Genomic DNA, 21902 nt, shown 5'->3' with positions numbered 1-21902 from the left:
ACAACAAATTAAATAAATAAAAAACACTACAAAACAACCTAGCTAACAAGTAAATACAATTTAAAAATATTTAAAATACATAAAACAAATAATTTATTTCACGCACCTTCACTTTATAATCTGTACAGTTAAAAGTTATAATTTTTCATTTTCCATGTGGCTCATTTTATACAACTCTTCTGCACAACATATCTTCCAATATAAACACACAAAATAACCATAACAAAAACTATCAAAATTTAATTTTAATTTTCTTTTTGCTTCTTTTTAAAGCTACGATTTGGGCTGGTGTGAATCGATTATATTCCATCAATAGTGTCTCTAGACTTGGGGTATTATACAACTGATAGGGAAATTTTGAAAAGCAATTTCTGCTTAAATCCAAATAGTATAAATTCTCTAATTGAGAAATTTCAGACGGCAATGTAGTTAACATATTAGATTCTAAATAAATCACCTCTAGCCCCTTCATATCTAATAATTCTTCGGGAAATGAGGTCAAACTACACCCACTTATATTCAGCACTTTGAGTTGTCTGAATTTTTGAATAATTTGAAAACAATCTGTATGAATATTCTTATTATACGCTATACTTAATTTTTCGACATATTTTAAATTCGTCAACTCTTCGGGGATACTGGTCAAGTTATTTTGGCTTAAATTGATTTCTTTTAGATTTTGAATAAGTCCAATTTCTGCTGGAATTTCTTTTAATTTCAAATCATTCAAGTTCAAATAAAAGTAAATATTATTCCTTTTTACTCGAATGTCTAGGATATTCTCGCCTCCTTGGTATCGAAATTTCTGCTCTCCTATTTTATATTTATATCTATTGTTAAAAAAGTTTCGGACTCCACTTGGGATTAAACCATAACCTTCTAAAATAGAAAAGACAATTTCATTATTTTCTAGTTGATTGCTGGAAAGAAGTGCTTTGATTTGATCTAAATCTTCAGGGGACAACTCGTGGTTCATATTGTTGTTTAGTAATTCGTTATTATAAAGTAGTATACTAAGAAATTATTAAAGTGGTTCAAAATACATTTTTATTTACAAACAGCCATTCTTCCAAATACTTTCTACTCACTTTGCCACTAAAAAACTTATGCTCAATCAAATGCCAGCTCTCTGTCATAAAAACATCCTTTTTTAACATTTATTTCTCAATATCTTTTTTTCTTGAAAATGAATCTATACATTTAGACATTGATAGAAGTCCCCAAATGAGTGAATTAGCTCACACGAAATAGATTTATGCACCAACAAACTGCCATACTCATCTTTACCAGAACCTCTGGTGCCGAAGCCAAACACAAGCTTTCGGGAGATCGGTTATCTTATGGAACCAACCAAAAGATATGTGCAGAATTGATTGCAAAAACTCGTCGTGCGGCTCAACAAACTAGCTTTTCAGTTATTGAAATCAACTCCAATCAACAAGTTGGGGACAACTTAGGAGAACGTTTAAGCAATTCTGTTGCTACTGTTTTTCAAGCAGGTTTTAACCAAGTACTGGTTATAGGAACAGACACACCAGATATCTCTAGTAGATTGCTGCAAAATGCGGCACAACAAATTAGCACGACACAAGCTACATTAGGTGCCTCAAACGATGGCGGTGTTTACCTAATTGGTTTTCATCGGGCGCAGTTTGACAAAACTATATTTGCCAATCTTGAATGGGAATCGGAGGCTATCTTTGAGCACCTAAAAAACTATTTTTTGAATCGAGATGCAACGATCTATTCGACTCAAAAACTACAAGACATTGACTCGTTTTACGACTTAATGCAGTTCTTAAAATCAGGTACCAACTATAACTTTAATTTTCGATTAAAGCAACTGATTAATAGTTCTCATACTTTCTTGCCCTGTTTTCAGAATCGCTTACAAGGTACTATCAATTATTACATCTATCACTACAATCGTCCTCCGCCCTTCCATGTCTAACGGACATACATTCTCTTTCATTTTCATTGTTATAAGATAGATCCCCCTCTTTCTGAAAAAAAAATTAATGCTAAGTATTGGTATACCATCTCCAACTACTTGGTTATTACCATTCTATTACTATTACTAAAAATTAAGTTTATGAGACAGGGATTTCTTCTGGGATTTCTATTGGTATTACTTTCTTTAAACAGTATAGCACAACAGACTGTCAAGGGCAAAGTAATTGATCAAGAATCACAAGAACCTTTAATTGGAGCTTTGGTTTACGAAAAAAACTCAAGCAACAACAACACCGTCACCTCCGAAACAGGAGCATTTGAACTAACCCTCAGCACAGATACGGCCACTTTAATCATATCCTACATTGGAATGGTTACCAAAGAGGTAAAAACAGAAGGCAACCGCCCTTTGACAATAACCTTAGGTTTTGATACCGAAAACCTCAAAGAAATTGTAGTGACAGCACTAGGAATCGAACGCGAGAAAAAAGCGTTGGGCTATGCCACACAAGAAATTGATGGAGCTGTTTTGCAAGAAGTTCGCCAAGAAAATGTTGTCAATAGTTTGGCTGGACGTGTCGCTGGTGTACAAATTACCAATGGTTCATCTGGTGTCGGTTCTTCGTCTCATATTTTTATTCGAGGGCAATCGTCTCTTTCAGGACAAAACCAAGCTTTATTTGTCGTTGATGGCGTTCCTATCAGCAATGAATTGATTACCAACCAAACCGAAAATGATGCAACAGGTTTTCAAGAAGTTGATTATGGAAATGGTGCGGGAGAAATTAGTTCAGACGATATTGAGTCCATCAATATTCTAAAAGGACCTAGTGCGACTGCCTTGTATGGTTCTAGAGCAGCCAATGGAGTGGTCGTTATCACCACCAAAACAGGAAAAGGAAAAAAAGGCATTGGCGTTTCGATCAACAGTAGTTTTACTGCCGAGTCTTTATTTCGCCTACCACAATATCAGAATGAATACGGTCAAGGAACCAATGGTAATTTTGAATATGTCGATGGTACGTCTAGTGGTGGTGGACAAATTGTTAGCTTTGGACCACGTTTAGATGGTCGCCTATTACCTCAGTTTGATGGTCCTTCTACTAGCGTAGCGGGGGAAGCCATTCGTGGTGGTGATATTATTGGTCGAAATGGCAATGCCATTACGCCAACCCCTTGGATCGCTCGTCCAGATAATATTCGAAGTTTTTTTAGAACTGGTCTAACGTTCACCAATAATGTTGCCTTAACTGGTGCTAATGATAAGGGCTATTTTAGAATATCCTATACCAACATTGATAACCAAGGAATTATTCCTGGCACGGACTTAAAGCGACACAGTTTTGCCGTTAGTGGAGGCTATCAATTAACGCCTAAGTTATCAGCAAGAACCTATATTAATTTTATCAATTCTAATAGTAGCAATCGACCTGCAAGTGGGTATGGTTCTGAAAATATCATGTATCTCTTTACTTGGATGGGTAGACAAGTTGATGTAGCGGCACTAAAGGATTATTGGCAACGTGGTCAAGAGGGATTAGCACAATTTAATTATAACTATGCGTGGATGGACAATCCTTATTTGGCTATGTTAGAAAATCGCAATGGTTTTAACAAGAACCGCATTATCAACAATACCTCTGTTGCTTATCAATTAATGGATGGGTTAAAAATTCGTTTGCGAAATGGCATTGATTTTTACAACGATTTACGCACTTCGCAACGTGCCTTCAGTTCGCAACGTTTCCGCAATGGTGCTTATCGAGAGGACGAAGTTACTTTCTCGGAAGTAAATACCGACTTTTTGTTGAGTTATGACAAAACGATTAATGACGATTGGCAATTTTCAGTTGCGTTGGGTGGCAATTTGATGAATCAGCAATTTAGTTATTTGAGTACCTCGGCTAAGGAATTATCGGTTCCTGGTATTTATAATTTTGGCAACTCTAGAGTACCTTTAAGCAATATTCAGTACCGCCAGCAAAAGCAAATTATGAGTGTTTATGCCTTAGGTCAAATTGCCTTTAGAAGCAGTATTTTTCTAGATGTAACAGTTCGCAACGATTGGTCTAGTACACTTCCAACAGCCAATAATTCTTATGCCTATTACGCTTTCTCCTTGAGTGCTATTATTTCTGATTTGATTAAAATGCCAAAGGCAATTAGTTTAATCAAAGTACGAGCAAGCGTTGCTAGTGTTGGAAATGATACCGATCCTTATAATCTAAACAATACCTTTGCTTTTGGGCAGTTGTATGGCTCTAATCCTACCGTCACCAACTCCAGCACATTGCTCAACAGCCAATTACAACCAGAACGTTCTACGGCTTATGAATTTGGAGGAGATTTTCGATTTTTCCAAGGTCGCTTAGGTTTGGATTTTACTTATTATAATAACATTAGTTCCAACCAAATTATCGAACTACCCACTTCTACCGCAAGTGGCTATACTTCTAAAATTGCGAATGGTGGTAAAATTCAAAGTACAGGCGTGGAAGCTATCTTAACCGCCACACCAGTGCGTACAAAAGATTTTCAGTGGAACTTATTTGCTAATTTTAGTAGAAATGTAAGTACAGTTATCGAATTGCCAGAAGGCGTAGAACAGTATGTCACAGGAGCAGCTCGTGTTTATGATCGCTCTGATAGAAGCGTATTTTATATTGCTACAGAAGGGGGTAGAATTGGAGACATGTACGGAACAGGCTTATTGGAAGTAGATGGCAAGCACGTGTATGATGCGAATGGAAATCCCGTCAAAGATCCTAATTTGCGTCTATTGGGCAATTATAATCCTGACTTTATCTTAGGTTTTGGAACAGAGTTGTCTTGGAAAGGCATCAGTCTTGGTGTTTTATTTGACTGGCGACAAGGGGGTACTATTGTTTCTCGTACGTTGGCAATTGCTAGTACATCAGGAGCTTTAGCTAGTACCCTAGAAGGTCGAGAAACAGGTATTGTTGGAACAGGTGTTGTTAATGTAGGCACCGATCAAACACCTGTTTATGTAGACAACACAACGGCTATTCCTGCCCAAGATTATTACAATCAGTTCTACGATAGAGACAATGAAGCCAATGCTTTGTACGATGCTTCATACTTAAAATTGCGTGAAGTTCGCTTGAGCTATAGTTTGCCACAACAGTTGGTTCAGAAAATTCACTTTACAGGCATTAAATTTTCTTTCATTGCTAAAAACCTAGCTGTCGTTACAGAAAATCCGCATTTTGATCCAGAATTGGCTGCCATGCAAGGACGCAACTTTACATTTGGAGTAGAAGATATGTCTTATCCATCTAGCCGAAGTTTCGGTTTCAGCATTAATTTGACTTTATAAACGGTTCTAATACGATGGAGGGTTTAAGTAATCCTTCAGAAAAAACTATATAACAACAATGAATTATAAAATATATATACTCCTTTTGGCTTGCCTTAGTTTTGGGAGCTGCTCTAAGGAATTCGAAAAGATAAACACCAACCCTAATGCTCCTGAGCAAGTAGATGCACAATTTTTACTATCTAATATTCTTTGGAATGCAGCCAACAACAACGCGGTAGATGCTTGGAATGCAGGAAACTTTTTAGCACAGTTAACAGCAAAACACAATTTTAATGAAATTGATCGGTATGACATTCGTACCAATACAGAATTGTGGAACAAAACTTACTTGTTGCTTAATGATGTCAAATCATTAGAAACATTAGCCGAAAATGGCAACCAAACTTACAAAGGAGTTGCCTTGGTCATGCGTGCCTTTTTATTTGCTACGTTAACTGACTTGTGGGGAGATGTTCCCTATTCTGAAGCTATAAAAGGGACTTCTGATAACAACTTCAGTCCTAAGTACGATACGCAAGAAGAAATTTATACGGGAAATGAAGGCATTTTGCAAACGCTTCGTGATGCAGTAACAATTTTAGATGGTAGTCGCAACAACTTGCCTATCAAAGGAGATCTTATTTATAATGGCAATGTCGACCAATGGATTCGCTTTGCCAATTCCTTGCGAGTTAGGTATCTATTGCGAGTATCTAATAAAATCAATGTAGCGTCTGAAATACAAACCATTGTTAGCAGCAATTTATTGATGCAAAGCAATATGGATAATAGCTTGGTTCCTTACTTAGCAACGGCTCCAAGTCAATGGTTTGTGCATACCATCAGAGAGGGGGATTACAGCGGTGTGCGTATGTCGAGTATGATTGATTCTGTGCTCACCAACTTAAATGATCCTCGTTTGCAAGTTTGGTTTAAGCCAACTAGTGCTAGTGTCGGTATGGGAATGCCTGTCTACAAAAGCATTCCTAATGGTTTAGGTCCTGCCAGTATTGGACAATACGACTTAGCCGATGTATCCACTTTAGGAGCTATTTTTAGAGACCAACCAGCTGGTGTCAATGCCGTGCTTATGCTATATAGCGAATTGCAATTTGCCTTAGCCGAAGCTGCTCAAAGGGGATTGATTGGTGGCTCTGCTCAAATGTATTATGAGAATGGCATTCAAGCTTCTTTTGATTATTATAACACTACGATGCCTTCAAACTATTTAGTACAATCTGAAGTCGCTTGGGATGGCTCTTTGAGCAAAATCATCACTCAAAAGTGGTTGGCTTCTATGCTAGTTGGTTACGAAGGTTGGTTTAATTATCGCCGTACAGGTTTTCCTGTTTTGAAACAAGCAGTTGACAATGTCAATAATGATATGGTTCCTGTACGTTATCGTTATCCTGATACAGAAAAGGCCGTCAACCCGAATAATTACAATGCTGCTGTCAGTCGAATTGGTGGCGACACGTACAACATCAAAGTTTGGTGGGATAAGCCTTAGTTCCTGTTATAAAAAGTTGTCAATTTGAAGTAAGTAATGGTTTAAAAAAAATAAAAATCATTTAAAGGCTTCAAATTGACAACCTTCCAATTTTCCAGTCTCATCATTACAATCTAACACAGATTATATGGACAATACCATCGTTTGGCAATGGGGATTAGTTATTCTAAGTAGTTTGATTTTAATTCTTTTTTCTCCTATTGCTAAAAACGCACAACAGTTTTTCAAGGCAGAAAATAAAAGTGGACAAGCTCCCAATTTTGTTTTATTGACCAGTAGTTTAGTCATCTCATGGATTTTTGCCAAGTCCATCACCAACGCAGCTAATCTTGGGTTGAGTTTTGGATTGGTCGGAGGATTAGCCTATGCAGGGTACTACCTCTCCTTTTGTGTAGCGGGCATTATTATTTATCGACTGCGCACCCAAGGAGGGTTTAAAAGCATTCACCAATTTCTACATCAAAAATACGGTCGAAGTGCCTTGTGGCTGTTTTCTATTTTAATTGCCATTCGATTATTTAATGAAATTTGGTCTAATACGATGGTCATCGGTAGTTATTTTGGCGCAGCTGGCAGCAGTGCTTACTATGCCTCTATTTTAGTCTTCACAGGTTTAACTTTAGTGTATAGTCTCAAAGGGGGAATGCGCAGTTCCTTGTTTACTGATCTGATTCAAATGGCTTTGTTTGGAGTTTTGTTAGCCATCATTCTAGGGCAAATCATTCCGCAAACAGATGGGGGGATTAACACCTATCTTCAGGAAGGCACTTGGTCGATGACAATGGGATTAAATCTGTTGTTTGTTGCCATTATACAATCGTTTAGTTATCCATTCCATGATCCTGTCATGACAGACAGAGGTTTTATTGCCGCTCCCAAAACAACTTTAAAGAGTTTTTTGTGGGCGGGGCTAATTGGAGCTATTTGTATTCTTTTATTCAGCTTTGTAGGTATCTATGCTCGAATAAATGGACTAGAAGGAGAAGCACCTGTTGTCGTTAGTAAAACATTAGGTGTGGTTATGATGTTAATTATGAACTTCATTATGATTACCTCCGCAGCATCAACACTAGATTCAACATTTTCATCTTTCTCCAAATTAGTCACTATTGATCTGGGATGGGTGAATGAAATTACAGTTCAAAAAGGGCGTTTGACTATGGCTGTTTTGGCTATTGTTGGAACGATTCCTGTTTTTTTTAATCCCGAAATACTATCCGCAACGACAGTTAGTGGTACTATGGTCATTGGCTTGGCACCTGTTTTTTTGCTTTGGAATTGGACAGTACCTAAACTATCATTCCACCTTTCGGTTGCTATCGGAATTTTAACAGGTATTATCCTAATTATAGGTTGTCCGAATGCTTTGTTGTTTTTTGATGGAAAATACGGAGATTATCTATCGCTAAATATTTTAGGTTCAATTGCTTGTTTTCTAGCTTTTATAATCCCTAAAGGCGTCCAGACCTTATTGGCAAAAACATAATACCACATAATCACCTATCAATTATTAGAACAATTTTGTCAGTTGGAGCAAGAACACACGACCAAATATATAAAGCACTCAATGACTGAATACAAGAAGCTATAAGTATTAATATTTTTTTATTATGAGAAATAACATTCAACATATCGGAACACTAAATGGACCTTTACTTATTTTTGGAGGTGTGTATAGTAATTTACAAGCTTTGGAGCAACTCATAAGTATTGCCAAAGCAAAAAAAATTCCGCCATCTAATATTATTTGTACGGGAGATATTGTTGCTTATTGTGCAGAGCCAGAAGCTTGTTTGCAAACCATACAAGATTGGGGCATTCATTGTATTACAGGTAATGTAGAGCTTCAATTGATCAACAATGAAGATGACTGTGGCTGTAATTTTGAAGAAAGTACTCGTTGTGATCTTTTTTCCAAAAATTGGTATCCCTTTGCCAAATCGAAAGTTAGTGCCACTTCTTTAGCATGGTTACAAACCTTGCCCGAATTTATTCAATTCAATTATGCAGAAAAAGAGTGTTTTGTCTTGCATGGTTCTTATCAAAACACCTCAGAATTTATTTTTAAATCGACTCCTTGGACAGTAAAAGCAAAGCAATTTCAACAACTCAATGTAGATGTTATTCTAGCAGGGCATTGTGGCATTCCATTTCACGATAATAAAAATGGTCAATACTGGCTCAACGCGGGGGTTATTGGAATGCCTGCAAACGATGGTGCTACCTCTGTCTGGTATTTAGAATTCTGCGATCAACAAGGGTTTTTGAGTTTTGAATTTAATAAATTTGCCTACGATCATTTAAAAACTGCTCAACTGATGGAAGACAATCATTTGCCCCAAGCTTATGCCCATACTCTAAGAACAGGCATTTGGGACAATTGTGATATTTTGCCATCCGTAGAAACACATCAGCAAGGCATGCCTCTGTTTATAAAATGTCCTGCAAAAAACAATGTTTCTTGAGTCTCTTTTTCTCTAAAAATTCAATTTTTTTAAGTTAAGGGAACATTACCGCAGACATTAGAGGTTAAATATGTAATTTTGTACCTCATTACTCCGTTGAAAAATCGTATTAGTTTGATTATCAGTAAGATGCGCTTTTGTTGACTTTTATGCTAAAAGGCTGATAATCAAACTAATGCAAGATGCTTTTTTACGTTTTTCGTAGGAAAACTAAAAAATCAACGGAGTATTAGTACCTCTAACATATAATTAAAGTAGCATACATGTCAAAATCCAATACATTCAGCAAAGAAGAACGGCTGAAAAGTAGAAAACAAATTGGGCTTTTATTCAAAAAACGCCAAAGTGTTGGTGCTTATCCTTTGCGTATTTTTTGGGCAGAAAAAGAGTGCTCAAATGCCTCTCATCCCGTTAGCATTAGTTTTAGTGTTTCCAAAAAGATCTTTAAACAAGCAGTCAAACGGAATCGACACAAGCGATTGATGCGAGAAGCATTCCGTTTGCACAAACAGGAACTGTACCAACACCTTAACTCAGGCAACAAACAACTCAACTTAATGCTGATTTATGTCGGTAAAGAGCCTTCTGATTTTGCAACTGTTGAAAAAAAATATCTTAAATTAATGGACAAATTGCTACCCCAACTTGAATTATAATAATTGATTACTATGAAAATACTATTAGCAATTCTCTATTTTCCCCTCCAACTTATTGGGCTGCTTTTTATAGGTTTGATCCGTTTTTATCAACTGGCTATCTCTCCTATTTTGCCCGCATCTTGTCGATATACGCCCACTTGCTCGCAATACAGCTTAGAAGCTATCAAAAAATATGGTCCCTTTAAAGGTGGTTATTTGGCTTTTCGTCGTATCTTGCGTTGTAATCCTTGGGGTGGACATGGGCACGACCCTGTTCCTTAGCTGACTAATACATAATATTTTTCCCAAATAAACTAACAAATAGTACGCTTGTTTCTAAAGCTATTATTCAATGGATTTTACGATAGTCTGCTACAAGCTATGCTAGTTGTTGTAAAAGTAGACCAACAATCACTAGCCCCGAACACTTAATGAAAGTAAAATTGTTATGTCTAGCTCTGTTAATCATCTTCAAACAGACCACTAAATATATATGCATGAAAACAATAGTTAATAGCACTCAATATTGGCAACCATTCAGCATCCTTCTTATTGCTTGTTTATTGGTTGCAAGCTGTGGTGGACCTTCTGGCAAGGACTATGCACAAAAACTCTGTGACTGCTCCGATGCTTTTTCTAAAGCGACGATACAACTCAAAGCAGGCACGATTAATCAAGCTACTTTTGAGCAACTAAAAACCGAACACCTTGCATGTATGGGAGAGGATGATCCTTTAGAAAAGCTCAAAGATGACCCTGAAGCATTGGTTCAATTCAAAGCAGAATTTATTAATGCTTTAGAAAATCAATGTCCAGAGATAGCTCGTAATATGGGGTATTAATCCCTGCTTTTGCTTACTTCTAAAAAAACATACTTCATCAAATGAAATTATTAAGTAAAGCTTATTTAAAATTAACAGGTTGGAAAGTTGAACCGAACCCTCCTAAAGAATTGCACGAAAAATGTGTTATGATTTGTGCTCCACATACTTCTAACTGGGATTTTCCTATTACATTAGCTATTATGAGTATGCTAAATGTAAAAGCTCGATATGCTATCAAAAAAGAACTCATGGGCTTTCCCTTTGGTCCTTTGTTGCGATCTCTTGGTGGGATTGCCATTAACAGAAAACCCAAAAAGGATGGCGAAAAGAGAGAAAGTACCGTACAAGCTATTGCCAACCTATTTTCTAAAGAAGATAAACTTTGCTTAATGATTGCAGCAGAAGGTACACGTTCCTTGCAAACAGAATGGAAAACGGGTTTTTATTATATTGCTCTACAAGCTAATGTTCCTATTTGTTTGGGGTATTTGGATTATAAAACAAAAACGGGTGGTTTTGGAAAAGTAGTTTATCCAACAGGTGACTTACATGCTGACATGGCTGTAATCATGGATTTCTTTAAGGATAAAACGGCTAAAAAACCTGCCAACTTTAGTGTGGATCATCGTTTTTTGAAGCCTACCAAATCTTCTGAAACAGCTTCTGGTCAAAAATAAAGCAGTCATGTTATATTTGTATGCTAAATCTTTCATTCTAAAATTTCTTTTTCTGATTGTGTTGTTGGGTTGTAGAAACCCAAACAGCTCTAATACCTCTAATAAGAAGCTTTCATCCTCCGATTCTATACTTACTATGCCGTATGACTCGAAATTTGCGTATAACTTAGAAGCCCCTAATGACAAATTTAAACTCTCCAAAGAACTGAAAGAAATTTCGGGTTTGACTTGTTATAAAGACAAATGGTTGGCAGCGGTTCAAGATGAAAAAGGGGCAATCTATCTTATTGATATGCAGACAGGAGATACAGAGGACATTATTGAATTTGCCGCAGATGGAGACTATGAAGGAATCGCTTGCGTTAAAGAGACGTTTTATACGCTTCGAGCAGATGGTGTACTATTTCAAATTAAACATTGGAAAGGAAAACAAAAGCGAGTGCGAACAAAAGTTATTGATACCAACTTAGGAGAAGTAAACGATACAGAAGGACTTGCCTTTGACCCTGTCAAGAATAGGTTGTTAATTGCTTGCAAAGCATCGGCTGCTATTGGGGATAAAGTCACGGATGTACGGGCTATCTATACCTATGATTTAAAGAAAAATAAGTTTGAACTCGACCCTACGTTCTTATTATCGCGAAAAGCATTTAAAAAGTATATCAAAGAAAATTTAGAAGAGTATCCTTCTTATAAAGTTTATTTGAAAGAAATCAAAAAGGCTAAAAAAAGTATGTTGTTAGAGCCTTCTGCCATTGCAATCCATCCTGTTACGAACGAATTTTATTTATTATCAGCTGTTAGCAATAGTTTGGTCGTACTAGATCGAAGTTTTAATATCAAACATTTAAAGCGATTGGATGCCAAACGATTTGAGCAACCCGAAGGCATTACCTTTAATTCTAGAGGTGACTTATTCATCGCTTCTGAGGGACTAAAAAACAAGGCACGTGTCTACAAATTTGACTATTTACCTTAATATAAGTGGTTTTGAAACACATAGCTACCTTGATTAGCTAGTCAATGCCTAAGATTTCCTTCAATCTAATTCTTAATGGTAAACACGGATGATTTCTCCATTTCCTCTATCTTTTACGCTTCGAACATAGGCATTAATTACCTTGGTCGTAGAAATCGGATGGTGTCCTGGAAAGTACTCTTTATATTTGTCATAAGCAGCCTCTACAACACCTAGCGAAACAACATTAACACGAATTGCTTCTTTCAAATCAAGTACCGCAGCTTTTACAAAACTATGAAGTGCCCCATTTACCATAGCCGCACTAGCCGTTTGAGCTACTGGATCGTCTGCCAAAATCCCAGTCGAAAGAGTAATAGACCCCTGTTTGTTTAAATAAGATTTTCCTAGGCGAACCAAATTCACTTGCCCCATCAATTTACTCCTTAAGCCAATGTAATAATCAGATTCTGATAAAGAATCAAAATCAGCCCATTTTGCTTCTCCTGCAACACAAATAATAGCATCTACTTTTCCTATGTTTTCAAACATGGCTCTTATAGAATTACTATCTTCAATATCAACTTGTATAGAACCACTTGTTCTTCCTGCAATAATAACCTCATCTTGGGTAGCAAAATGTGCTGCTAAAGACTGCCCAACTGTTCCATTTCCTCCAATGATAAGAATTTTCATCTTCTATTATTTTAACTTATTAAAAAACTACTTACGCATAATTTGGGGGCGCTTTACGGATCAATGTATAGTACTTAGATGGAACATCAGACCTTTTGATATTGTTTTTTCATTTTTATTTCTGTTGCTCTTGCTTTCATAATTGTTCCTACCGCAATAACACTCCAAATTAAATTGGTTACTAAAGATGGAATGGCGCCATTGTAATAACAATTTGTAGCAATCAAAATACCTCCAATTAGATTAAATATCGTATTAAGTTTAACATATTTGTTGCCTTCTGTTAAAGTTGTTCCGTAAGCGATAAGAATAAAGGCTGATCCCAACCAGCCAATAACTTCGATCATAAATGTGCTCATAATATTACATTGTTATATTGATATATATAGATATAATTATCTAAATTTTTTTATAAAATATAAGCTGCATACGCTTTTAGTGTTGCTTCATTTCGCTTAAAATAAGACCATTTTCCATGCCTTGTTAAGGTCAATAAGCCACACTTTTTCATATTAGCCAAATAAGTTGAAATTGTAGACTGTGATAAACCTGCTTTTTTTTGAATATAGGTCAAACAAACTCCATCATCAAAATGTTGGACAACTTCGTGTGGTGGAAAATTTTTCTCAGGCTCTCTCAACCATTCTAAAATTTCCAATCGTGTAGGGTTTGCTAATAATCTACTAATTTCTATTACTGTTTCTTTATCCATACTGCAAACATATCGACAAATACCGATATAACAAAGTATTTTGAAAGAAAAAATTACTTTAAGTACAAACTAGTTGTTAATCCTTTTGAAAAATAGCCACTAGAAAGATCTTAAAAATCTTTTAATTTTAATACTGTTCGCCAATTGCGTGTAGTTGCATCTACTTTTAATTTTTTTTCAAAAATATTATTGGTCAACTTTGTACGACCATACCCATTTGGAAAATACAAATAAACCTTATCTTCAAGCACCTCAAACTCATCCGTTCCATAATCTTTTTCTTGCAGTGCCACGACCAAATCGTCTGCTGGCTTAGCCCCTAAAAAGGTAACGTGTAGTAACTTTATATCAATGCTTGGATCTTTCTTCAAAAAAGGATTTTGATCTGCCACCTGTTTCAAATAAGCCTGTGTCATGATCATCACCGGTACCTCGTAGCCAAAAGTCGTTTGAATGGCTTCTTTCAAATTCGTTTCCAAAACACTTTTATCTTCTTCGTTGCTTTCAAAGATAATATTCCCACTTTGAATATAAGTTTGAACGTCATGCCAGCCCATTTTTTCACACATATTACGCAAGTCCAACATTTTTATTTTTTTTTGCCCACTGACATTAATTCCCCTTAGTAGTGCTATGTATTTCATGTTTTTTTGATTTTTATCATTAGGTGATTGCTTAATGTTATCTTTATATTCAAATGTATCTTGAAAAGAAACACCTAATGCTTTGCTCTTTACCCACATTAAAAGAAAATGATACTCCTCTACTCGGTTACTATTAAAGGCAAGTCTTTTAACTTCCTCAAAGAATGCAACATAAGCTTCTTGTAACTTCTTCTTAGAATTTAATTCCAAAATCTTTTTCTGAATAAAATGAATGAAGGCTATATCCGTTTGTATATCTATTGTTTTTGTTTCTTTTTCTTTTTGTATAAATCTAAGATGGGATCGAGTAAGATACTCTAGTAACTCTAGGTTTCCTAAATCTATATGAATAAGCAATATACGCAACCGAGCTAAACGGTGTGTATCTGCCCGAATAAAAGTATTTCCTTGAGCGAGGAATTGATTTGAATAATCCAAAGCTGCTTCATAATCTTCCAGCACAAAATAAATGTGAATTATATTGGTCAACAAAACTAGCTGATAAGCTTTACTCAACTGTTCAGAAGAAGCATGGAACCACTCTACCATCTCTTTTAGGAATCGGCTAATATCCCCATTTTCTTCTTTTTTCTCACCATAATACCTTGCTCCACATATAAAATACAAGGTTTTGGAGTGCAGAGCAACAGGAACTTTAGTAGTTTTTATATTTCGAAGCTTGTCTAATGCCTCTAAAAATAAGGGCATATTACCTAACTCGTGCGTTACAACACAGTATAGGTTTAGGCTTAGTGCATAACTAAGTAAATTATTCTGAAGGAAAACAGGATTTTCTTCAAATAAATCTAATTCCTTTCGCACCAAAGGCACCAGTTCCTCAACAGTACTAGAATACCATAAACAAACTGTTCTAGCTTTATGAAAATCTCTTTTAGCAGGCAAAGTTAATGCCGTTTTCTCATCCTGCAATAAAGGATGTTTTTTAAAATCTTCTCTTAAATGCTTAAATCCATTTCGCGTTACTTGATACCGCAACTTGTCTGTGAGATGCGTGTATTGCATCAAGTTATCCACTAATTTTAACAAATAACGCTCCTCTTCCAAAGATTTTTCTATAGCTTCATAAGGCAAGTTTTTATCTATTTTCACATGTACTTCTCGTTTCCACCTTGATAATCTTAACAAATCTAAGTATTTGTTATGCGTTTGCATAAAAGCTTCCGCTTTGTCAATTTCTTGGCGACATTGTAAAAGTAATCCCTTTTCGAATAACAATTCGATATTCTCAAAAAATAAAAACACTTGACTATCCACCGATTTTCCTGCTCTAAAAGCTCTCAAACTTTTAAGTATAAGTTGATACAAATGGTATTTAGTGACATGTAGTTGCTTCAAAAATTTGGCTCCTTTAAAATGAAGATGCACTTTCTTTTCATCGTATTTATCCTGCTTATTTAAAAAATCAAATAAATATATGTAATTATTCACACTTTTACCTGACTGATTTTTAGCAAATAACTTAAAATACCTTTTTTCACTAGGTGTTAAAGAGTGTATTAGTTCTAATAGTTTATCCATAACCTAACTTTATGAAATTGCCTGACCTTTTAAGCATTTAAAGATACAACTTAGGCTTTTACATTTCTGTTTTTTTTTGTTTTTAATCCCCCAAATTCCCCTATACCTTTACATCACCAGTCGATAAGACTTGAAGCAATAAGTTTCGATTGGTTGTACAGTACCTTTAAAATGTAATAAACTTATTTCTATTAATTCTGTAAACGTTCCATTTTATGAAAGATATATTACTTTTAAATTTAGTTACCTGTCTACTTCTATTCAATACACCGCTCCTAAAAGGGCAGAATTCACTACTACAAGCGCCAGCAACCGCAAGTTTAACCTCTTATATTGATGGTTTGGAGCTTGTCTCGAATGGTACCGATGTTGTATTGGTTGCCACCTCCTCTAACGATACGGCTTTGTATGCCATTGATATTGCAGATAACAATAGTTTGGATGCGATCAATAACACCCTCACTGCTATTCCTGATTTCACGAATGTATTGAGTGGCGTGACAGGACTCAATGCCTCGGATATCGTTGTCGCAAATATAGAAGTTAACCCTATTTCCAAATCCATTTATGTTTTAGTTCGCAATCAAGCAGCTACACAATCCCAAATTGTTCTTATAAAGAATAATGGAGCAAATGTTTCTGTTTTAAATACCAATAACTTAATATATTCCAAAATTAAGTTATCTAGTTCAAGATTTAATTATCAAGACATGACTTACGGAGATGATACGCTGTATGTTACTTCTGGAGGATGGAGTTTAGATGGAGAATTGGTCAGTATTAGCACACCTTTTGTCAATGGCACACTAGCAACTGAACGAGCTACTTCCATGTTTAAGACAAATCAGGGCAGTGTTTATTTAACAGATGCTCCCTTAGAAAAATTAGACTTTGGGGTAGTTAACGGTGTCAAGCGTTTGATGGGAGTAACGCTTTGCGCTCCTGGTTTTTCCATAAAAACGTCCGATGTTCCAGGCACTGGAGTTTTAGCTGTTAAGGAAGTGTTCAATGTTCGTTATGATCCTCCTATAAAAGTAATTCACCAACAACAAAATGGTACAAGCTATTTATTCAACTTACATGATGACTTCAACTTTGGGGCTCTCTTTATGCGTATTGGAGAACACTATATTGATGGAACACCAGAAACAACCAACACTTTCAATAACAATACGGTTCATTTAAGAAACTTCCCCGCCACAGGTGTTTCGGCAGGGTTAACAGATGCAGATTTTAAAATCTATAATAATCATTCTTTTGAAATGATTGCTTTTTTTGACCATTACAACATGGTGGTGCTAGAATCAGATACACTAAAATTGTTTGCAACAGGAATTAATCTTACTAATACTCAAGTAACAAATTCAAAAGAGATGAACATAACCTGTTCTCCTAATCCAGCCCAAGATTTTTTACAACTTCATTTAAAATCAGAAAATTTAGGTTTTGCTAGTTCATACAACCGCCCTGTGGTCAAGATTTATACCGTTAATGGTCAAGAAATCTTTCAGAAGGAACTATCTAGTGAACATTCTACTATTAACATAAAAACCATTCCTCCTGGTAAATATATAGTAATTATAAAACAAGATGAAAAAGTTCTTTTTCATGAAAAATTACTAATCACGGATTAAGACTTTTTTCAAATCCTCTTTATTTCTTCAAACTTTATACTAAAAATCAAGTAGTTCTTTTATTCAGTTAGTACCCCTTTAAATTATGATTACATCACCAGTAGTTATAGAAACCAAGGGAGTAGCTTTATTTAGTTCATTGAATTCTAAATCCTAAACCTATGTTTTGCTAGTTGGTAGTTTAATTGAATAATGAAAACTTTACCTAATCCATGTTTTACAATAGAGGGAATGTAAACACCTGTATAGACTTTATTAACTAATGTGGGGACAGTTAGATAATAAGAGGTGTTGCGTCACTTGATTTTAATTATTTTCATCACACTAGCGATGGATTTAAGCATTTTTTCTTGGAGGATGGTTTTCTAATTGGTGGCTAGAAACCATTCTCCATTTTTTATTCATATCTTAAGATTATACAAAATGCGTTGGATTTTTTGCTATAAACTACTCTTCCTTTTTATGCTTTTAGGTACTAATGCAAAAGGAAATGATTCTATTCTTATTGACTTGTCAACTCCCTTAAGGCCACTAATAAGTGTTCCAATTGAAGCTACTGATCAAGGCGAATTAAGTATTTCTACAGCACAAAAAATACTCACAATTCATTTAATCAACCAAGGTCATCCTCTTTCTACACCACTTTTTGGTACATATACGATCCGTGGCAACCGCTTGGTATTTGAACCTATTTATGCTTTACAAATGGAGAGTTCGTTTAAAGTGATATATCATCACACTAATGGTACCAGTTCAAAAGTTTTTTCTACTCCTAGAAGAAAGCAAATTGGTCAATTCTGCCATGTACTCCAAATTTATCCTCAAAGCTATGAAATTCCCCAAAACACTTGTTTTTTCCATGTTCAATTTGACCAACCTATGCAAAACTTCAAACCTAACGAAGTTATAAAAATGCTAGATCAGAAGGGAAATCGCATAGATCAACTATGGCGTGTTCAAGCCTATTGGCTGAACAACAAAACTAGCTTAGTTTTAATGGTGCATCCTGGTCGTTTAAAACGAGGTATTGATTGGGAAATTCCCTTTAAAGAGGGAGAAGAATATACCCTATTAATAGATACAAACTTAAAAAGTAGCTATAATTGTCCGCTCAAAAATCGTATCAAAAAAACCTTTAAAATTACTCCACCCGATCGCCAGTCGCCTAGTATTTTATTTGACAAGCTAACGCCTCCTACAATAGCAAGCAAGGCACCACTATCTTTATTATTTTCTGAAAAAATGGACTATGGTTCTATAATTGATGGTGTCAAGGTGATTAATACGCAAACTCAAAAAGTTGTACATGGTAATTTCAGAGTTGTCTCTGACCAAAATTTTAAATTCATCCCAAATAAAGCTTGGGAAAATGCTTCTTATAAAGTGGTTTTTGAAAAAATGGTCTGCGATTTAGCCAACAATCGTATCAATAGAGTATTTGAAGTTCTTACAATTGAAGAAAAGAAAAAAGATTGGATACCTGTAGAATGGTTATTTCGTCCCACTCCTAAATAGTAGCCAACCTAAACCTATCATATACTTTGTATTACGTTACTTCTTGGCAAAAGAACATTGACTCAACCTTTAATATAATCTAGCTATTACACAGAGAGATTTTTCATACTTTAGATACTTCTATTTCAACACATTTTTCTCTTGCGAAAACTGCTGATAACTTACAAACACAGCCAAGGTTGCAAAAGCAATCAACGAAAGAACAATAATAGCAAATAATCCTAAATCCATTGTTCCTCCAATAATTTCTTTGGTAGCCAATGCAACATTTAGGATAGGAATAAATGCCATTTGCCAATTTAATTCCACGCCAGGCATCATTGCCACCATAGCAGGTACAATAACAACAAAAGTCATTGGTGTTACATAACTTTGAGCTTCCTTGAAAGAGCTTGTTCGTACAACCATAGCAGACAAAACACCCGCAAAAAAGAAACTCAAAGGCAATAACATGGCAAAAAGCATGAATATAAATTTTAGGTTCAACATATCCCCTATTGATGTCATCAATCCTGCGGGAATTCCTGTTCCTAAATTTAAAGCAGCCACCATTCCCCCTATAGTCATCACAGCAGCAACAACACCAACCAGAGCAATGGTAATTGTTTTTCCGATTAAAATACTAAACCGTGAAGCAGGAACAGTTAATAATGTTTCGATTGTTCCACGTTCTTTTTCTCCTGTAATCAAATCCAGTGCGGGGTACATACATCCCATAAAACAGAATAGAATGAAAATATAAGGAATCAATCCTCCAATAGTTTCCCCAACCTGTTCTTTGACTGAGGCTACATTGACTGTTTCTATTTTTATAGGTTGCAAGACAGCAGCAGAAATATTTAAACGCTCCATTCTTTCATCCAAGACAACGGCTTTGTACGCATTCAGTTTCTCCTCAATTCTACGCTGCACCATTATATTGGTTGATTTGTAATAAAACTCTACAACTCCTGTTTCGAGACTATCTATTTGTTCTTTAAAACTAGGATCAAAAACGAGAACAGCATCAAACACTTCACTGGCTACCGAATCTTTTGCATGCTCCAAATCAGCGCTAGTTAATAGATTGATTGATTCATCCTCAAATTGCTGCGCAACAGCTTCAGGGGCATTCATCAAAACCACCTTTAATTCCTTAGCCTTTTCTTTCTTAATTAGATCTTTTTGTAGCGAGGATACCCCCATCAACAACAAAGGGATGGCTAAAGCAGGGAGAATAATAGCAGAAAATAATGTTTTCTTATCTCGTAAGGTATCTTTTAATTCTTTCTTTATAACGGTTATAATTGTATGCATAGGAACTATTGAGCTTGATTTTGTTGAACTAATTGAATAAATGTCTCTGTAAGCGACTGGTTGGCGGAAAGTTGGCGATAAGCTTCCATGGTATTGCTATAAATTAATTGCCCCTTATTGATAATTGCCAAATCATCGCAAAGCAAGTCTACCTCACTCATAATATGCGATGAAAAAATTACCGTTTTTCCTTCCTTCTTACAATTTCGAATCAACTCAATAATATTATTAGCCGTGATAACATCCAAACCCGAAGTAGGTTCATCAAAAATAACAACATCAGGATTGTGAATCATACTTCTTGCAATAGAAACTTTTTGCTTCATACCAGTAGACAATTGCCCAATCCGTTTTTTCAAAAAATCATTAATCCCTAACTGCTCGAATAGCTCCTCTTTTCGAGTTTTAAAGTCTGATTTAGACATTCCATATAAATCGGCAAAATATCGAACAATCTCTTCAGGTGTCAAACGGTCGTACAAATTAGTAGAACCTGTCAAAAAACCAATCTTTCGGCGCACGGCTTCCGATTCATGCACCACACTATGACCACTAACTAGAACATCTCCTTTGGAAGGCTTCAAAATTGTCGCAATCATTCTCAAAGTAGTCGTTTTACCTGCCCCATTCGGTCCCAACAAAGAGAAGACACGTCCAGGTTGACACACAAAACTGATGTCATTAACGGCATATATCGAATTGGTTTTTGCTTGCAGTTCTTGTTGCTGCTTCTTGGTCAATTTATATTGTTTACTAAGCTGTTCAACTTGTATCATTTGGATTATTTTTCGTGATAATTGATTGTCCGTCTATTCTTTTTTTAACCTCTACCTCTCTCAAAAAGTTCAGGTTGCTATATTAGCATCAAGATACTTATACAAACGCCCCTTTTTGTTCGACAAAAAGAGGCATTTCTATGGTGCAAAAGGTTTTACAACACCCCCTGCTCCATTAACAGTTTGGTTTTAAACAGTGCCAACAACGTCAAGCTATCTGTAATTTCTCCACGCATACACATTTCCAATGCTGTTTCAAACGGTATTTTTTTTAACTTCAATTCTTCGGTGTCTTCTGGCTGAGCAATTCCTTTGGTCAAGTTTTTAGCAACAAAAACATACCCTACTTCATCCGTTACAGAATTTGAAAGATGCATTTCCATGATTTCAGTCCACTCTTTTGCTTCCAATCCTGTTTCCTCTTTTAACTCTCGTTGTGCAGCTTCTAATTTGGTTTCTTTGCCAATCAGGCAGCCCCCTTCGGGAATTTCCCAACTATAACGCCCCAGAGCATAGCGATACTGCCCTACCAACCAAGTATTGTGATCTTCATCTAAAGGAACAATTCCAATCGCAATATTCTTAAAATGTACCAAACCATAAATCCCCTCATTTCCAGCAGGATTAAGTACTTGATGCTCGGTTACTTTGATCCAAGGGTTTTCGTAAATCTCTGTACGTTCCAGCGTTGTCCAAGGATTTTTTGTCTCATTTTCTTTCATAAGAATGTTTAAACAGTCCAATAA

At 35.8% G+C, this 21902-nt stretch carries 20 protein-coding genes; 12 read left to right on the top strand and 8 right to left on the bottom strand.

The annotated features are described in order from the left end of the window. Positions 1–232 precede the first annotated feature (232 nt). A complete protein-coding gene (locus tag CG11_RS05000; RefSeq protein WP_052593769.1) occupies positions 233–976 on the bottom strand; it encodes a leucine-rich repeat domain-containing protein in 744 nt (247 codons plus the stop codon). A 279-nt stretch (positions 977–1255) separates the two neighbouring features. Here CG11_RS05000 and CG11_RS04995 point away from each other — a divergent pair, with 279 nt between their 5' ends. The 10 genes from CG11_RS04995 to CG11_RS04950 all read left to right on the top strand — a co-directional run bounded on the left by CG11_RS04995 (position 1256) and on the right by CG11_RS04950 (position 12365). After that, on the top strand, positions 1256–1951 hold the full coding sequence (locus CG11_RS04995; protein WP_052593767.1) for a DUF2064 domain-containing protein: 696 nt from the start codon (positions 1256–1258) through the stop codon (positions 1949–1951). A gap of 141 nt (positions 1952–2092) precedes the next feature. Then, a complete protein-coding gene (locus CG11_RS04990; protein WP_052593765.1) occupies positions 2093–5290 on the top strand; it encodes a SusC/RagA family TonB-linked outer membrane protein in 3198 nt (1065 codons plus the stop codon). Positions 5291–5348: 58 nt separating this feature from the next. Further along, positions 5349–6782 (top strand): SusD/RagB family nutrient-binding outer membrane lipoprotein, encoded by a 1434-nt coding sequence (locus CG11_RS04985; protein WP_052593763.1) that lies wholly within the window; start codon positions 5349–5351, stop codon positions 6780–6782. Between the two features lie 127 nt (positions 6783–6909). After that, positions 6910–8268 (top strand): sodium:solute symporter, encoded by a 1359-nt coding sequence (locus tag CG11_RS04980; RefSeq protein ID WP_052593760.1) that lies wholly within the window; start codon positions 6910–6912, stop codon positions 8266–8268. A 124-nt stretch (positions 8269–8392) separates the two neighbouring features. Beyond that, entirely contained in the window at positions 8393–9247 is an 855-nt protein-coding gene (locus CG11_RS04975; RefSeq protein ID WP_052593758.1) for a metallophosphoesterase, read from the top strand. A 263-nt stretch (positions 9248–9510) separates the two neighbouring features. Continuing rightward, positions 9511–9903 carry a ribonuclease P protein component gene (gene rnpA / locus CG11_RS04970; protein ID WP_052593756.1) on the top strand — a complete coding sequence of 131 codons (393 nt, stop codon included), beginning with the start codon at positions 9511–9513 and terminating at the stop codon, positions 9901–9903. 12 nt (positions 9904–9915) lie between these two features. Then, positions 9916–10167 carry a membrane protein insertion efficiency factor YidD gene (gene yidD, locus CG11_RS04965; protein WP_052593754.1) on the top strand — a complete coding sequence of 84 codons (252 nt, stop codon included), beginning with the start codon at positions 9916–9918 and terminating at the stop codon, positions 10165–10167. A gap of 215 nt (positions 10168–10382) precedes the next feature. Continuing rightward, the gene (locus CG11_RS04960) at positions 10383–10727 is read left to right on the top strand and encodes a hypothetical protein (RefSeq protein WP_052593752.1); all 345 of its coding nucleotides are present in this window, start codon (positions 10383–10385) and stop codon (positions 10725–10727) included. A 41-nt stretch (positions 10728–10768) separates the two neighbouring features. Then, positions 10769–11386 (top strand): 1-acyl-sn-glycerol-3-phosphate acyltransferase, encoded by a 618-nt coding sequence (locus CG11_RS04955; protein WP_052593750.1) that lies wholly within the window; start codon positions 10769–10771, stop codon positions 11384–11386. 7 nt (positions 11387–11393) lie between these two features. Then, positions 11394–12365: an SdiA-regulated domain-containing protein gene (locus tag CG11_RS04950; protein WP_052593748.1), complete on the top strand. Its 972-nt coding sequence runs from the start codon at positions 11394–11396 to the stop codon at positions 12363–12365. Positions 12366–12437: 72 nt separating this feature from the next. Here the strand turns inward: CG11_RS04950 and CG11_RS04945 are convergent, their stop codons facing one another. The 4 genes from CG11_RS04945 to CG11_RS29710 form a co-directional block, all read right to left on the bottom strand. Continuing rightward, complete coding sequence (locus CG11_RS04945) at positions 12438–13040, bottom strand: short chain dehydrogenase (protein WP_052593747.1); 603 nt, start codon at positions 13038–13040, stop codon at positions 12438–12440. An 86-nt stretch (positions 13041–13126) separates the two neighbouring features. Further along, positions 13127–13399: a hypothetical protein gene (locus CG11_RS04940; protein ID WP_052593746.1), complete on the bottom strand. Its 273-nt coding sequence runs from the start codon at positions 13397–13399 to the stop codon at positions 13127–13129. A gap of 50 nt (positions 13400–13449) precedes the next feature. Continuing rightward, positions 13450–13752 (bottom strand): helix-turn-helix transcriptional regulator, encoded by a 303-nt coding sequence (locus CG11_RS04935; protein ID WP_052593745.1) that lies wholly within the window; start codon positions 13750–13752, stop codon positions 13450–13452. Between the two features lie 110 nt (positions 13753–13862). Continuing rightward, positions 13863–15935, bottom strand: coding sequence for a DUF1697 domain-containing protein (locus tag CG11_RS29710; RefSeq protein WP_081909461.1), 2073 nt, complete (start codon positions 15933–15935; stop codon positions 13863–13865). Between the two features lie 215 nt (positions 15936–16150). Here CG11_RS29710 and CG11_RS04925 point away from each other — a divergent pair, with 215 nt between their 5' ends. Together CG11_RS04925 and CG11_RS04920 are read left to right on the top strand one after the other, a co-directional pair. After that, positions 16151–17569: a T9SS type A sorting domain-containing protein gene (locus CG11_RS04925; protein WP_052593743.1), complete on the top strand. Its 1419-nt coding sequence runs from the start codon at positions 16151–16153 to the stop codon at positions 17567–17569. Positions 17570–18031: 462 nt separating this feature from the next. Further along, positions 18032–19084, top strand: coding sequence for an Ig-like domain-containing protein (locus CG11_RS04920; RefSeq protein ID WP_052593738.1), 1053 nt, complete (start codon positions 18032–18034; stop codon positions 19082–19084). Between the two features lie 120 nt (positions 19085–19204). Here the strand turns inward: CG11_RS04920 and CG11_RS04915 are convergent, their stop codons facing one another. The 3 genes from CG11_RS04915 to CG11_RS04905 form a co-directional block, all read right to left on the bottom strand. Continuing rightward, complete coding sequence (locus CG11_RS04915) at positions 19205–20380, bottom strand: ABC transporter permease (protein WP_052593736.1); 1176 nt, start codon at positions 20378–20380, stop codon at positions 19205–19207. Positions 20381–20385: 5 nt separating this feature from the next. Beyond that, complete coding sequence (locus CG11_RS04910) at positions 20386–21156, bottom strand: ABC transporter ATP-binding protein (protein WP_052593734.1); 771 nt, start codon at positions 21154–21156, stop codon at positions 20386–20388. A 155-nt stretch (positions 21157–21311) separates the two neighbouring features. After that, positions 21312–21878, bottom strand: a complete 567-nt coding sequence (locus tag CG11_RS04905; protein WP_052593732.1) for an NUDIX hydrolase — start codon at positions 21876–21878, stop codon at positions 21312–21314. Positions 21879–21902: the final 24 nt, after the last annotated feature.

Source organism: Aureispira sp. CCB-QB1 (assembly GCF_000724545.1).
Lineage (GTDB): Bacteria > Bacteroidota > Bacteroidia > Chitinophagales > Saprospiraceae > Aureispira.
This window is presented reverse-complemented; position numbering and strand designations above follow the sequence as displayed.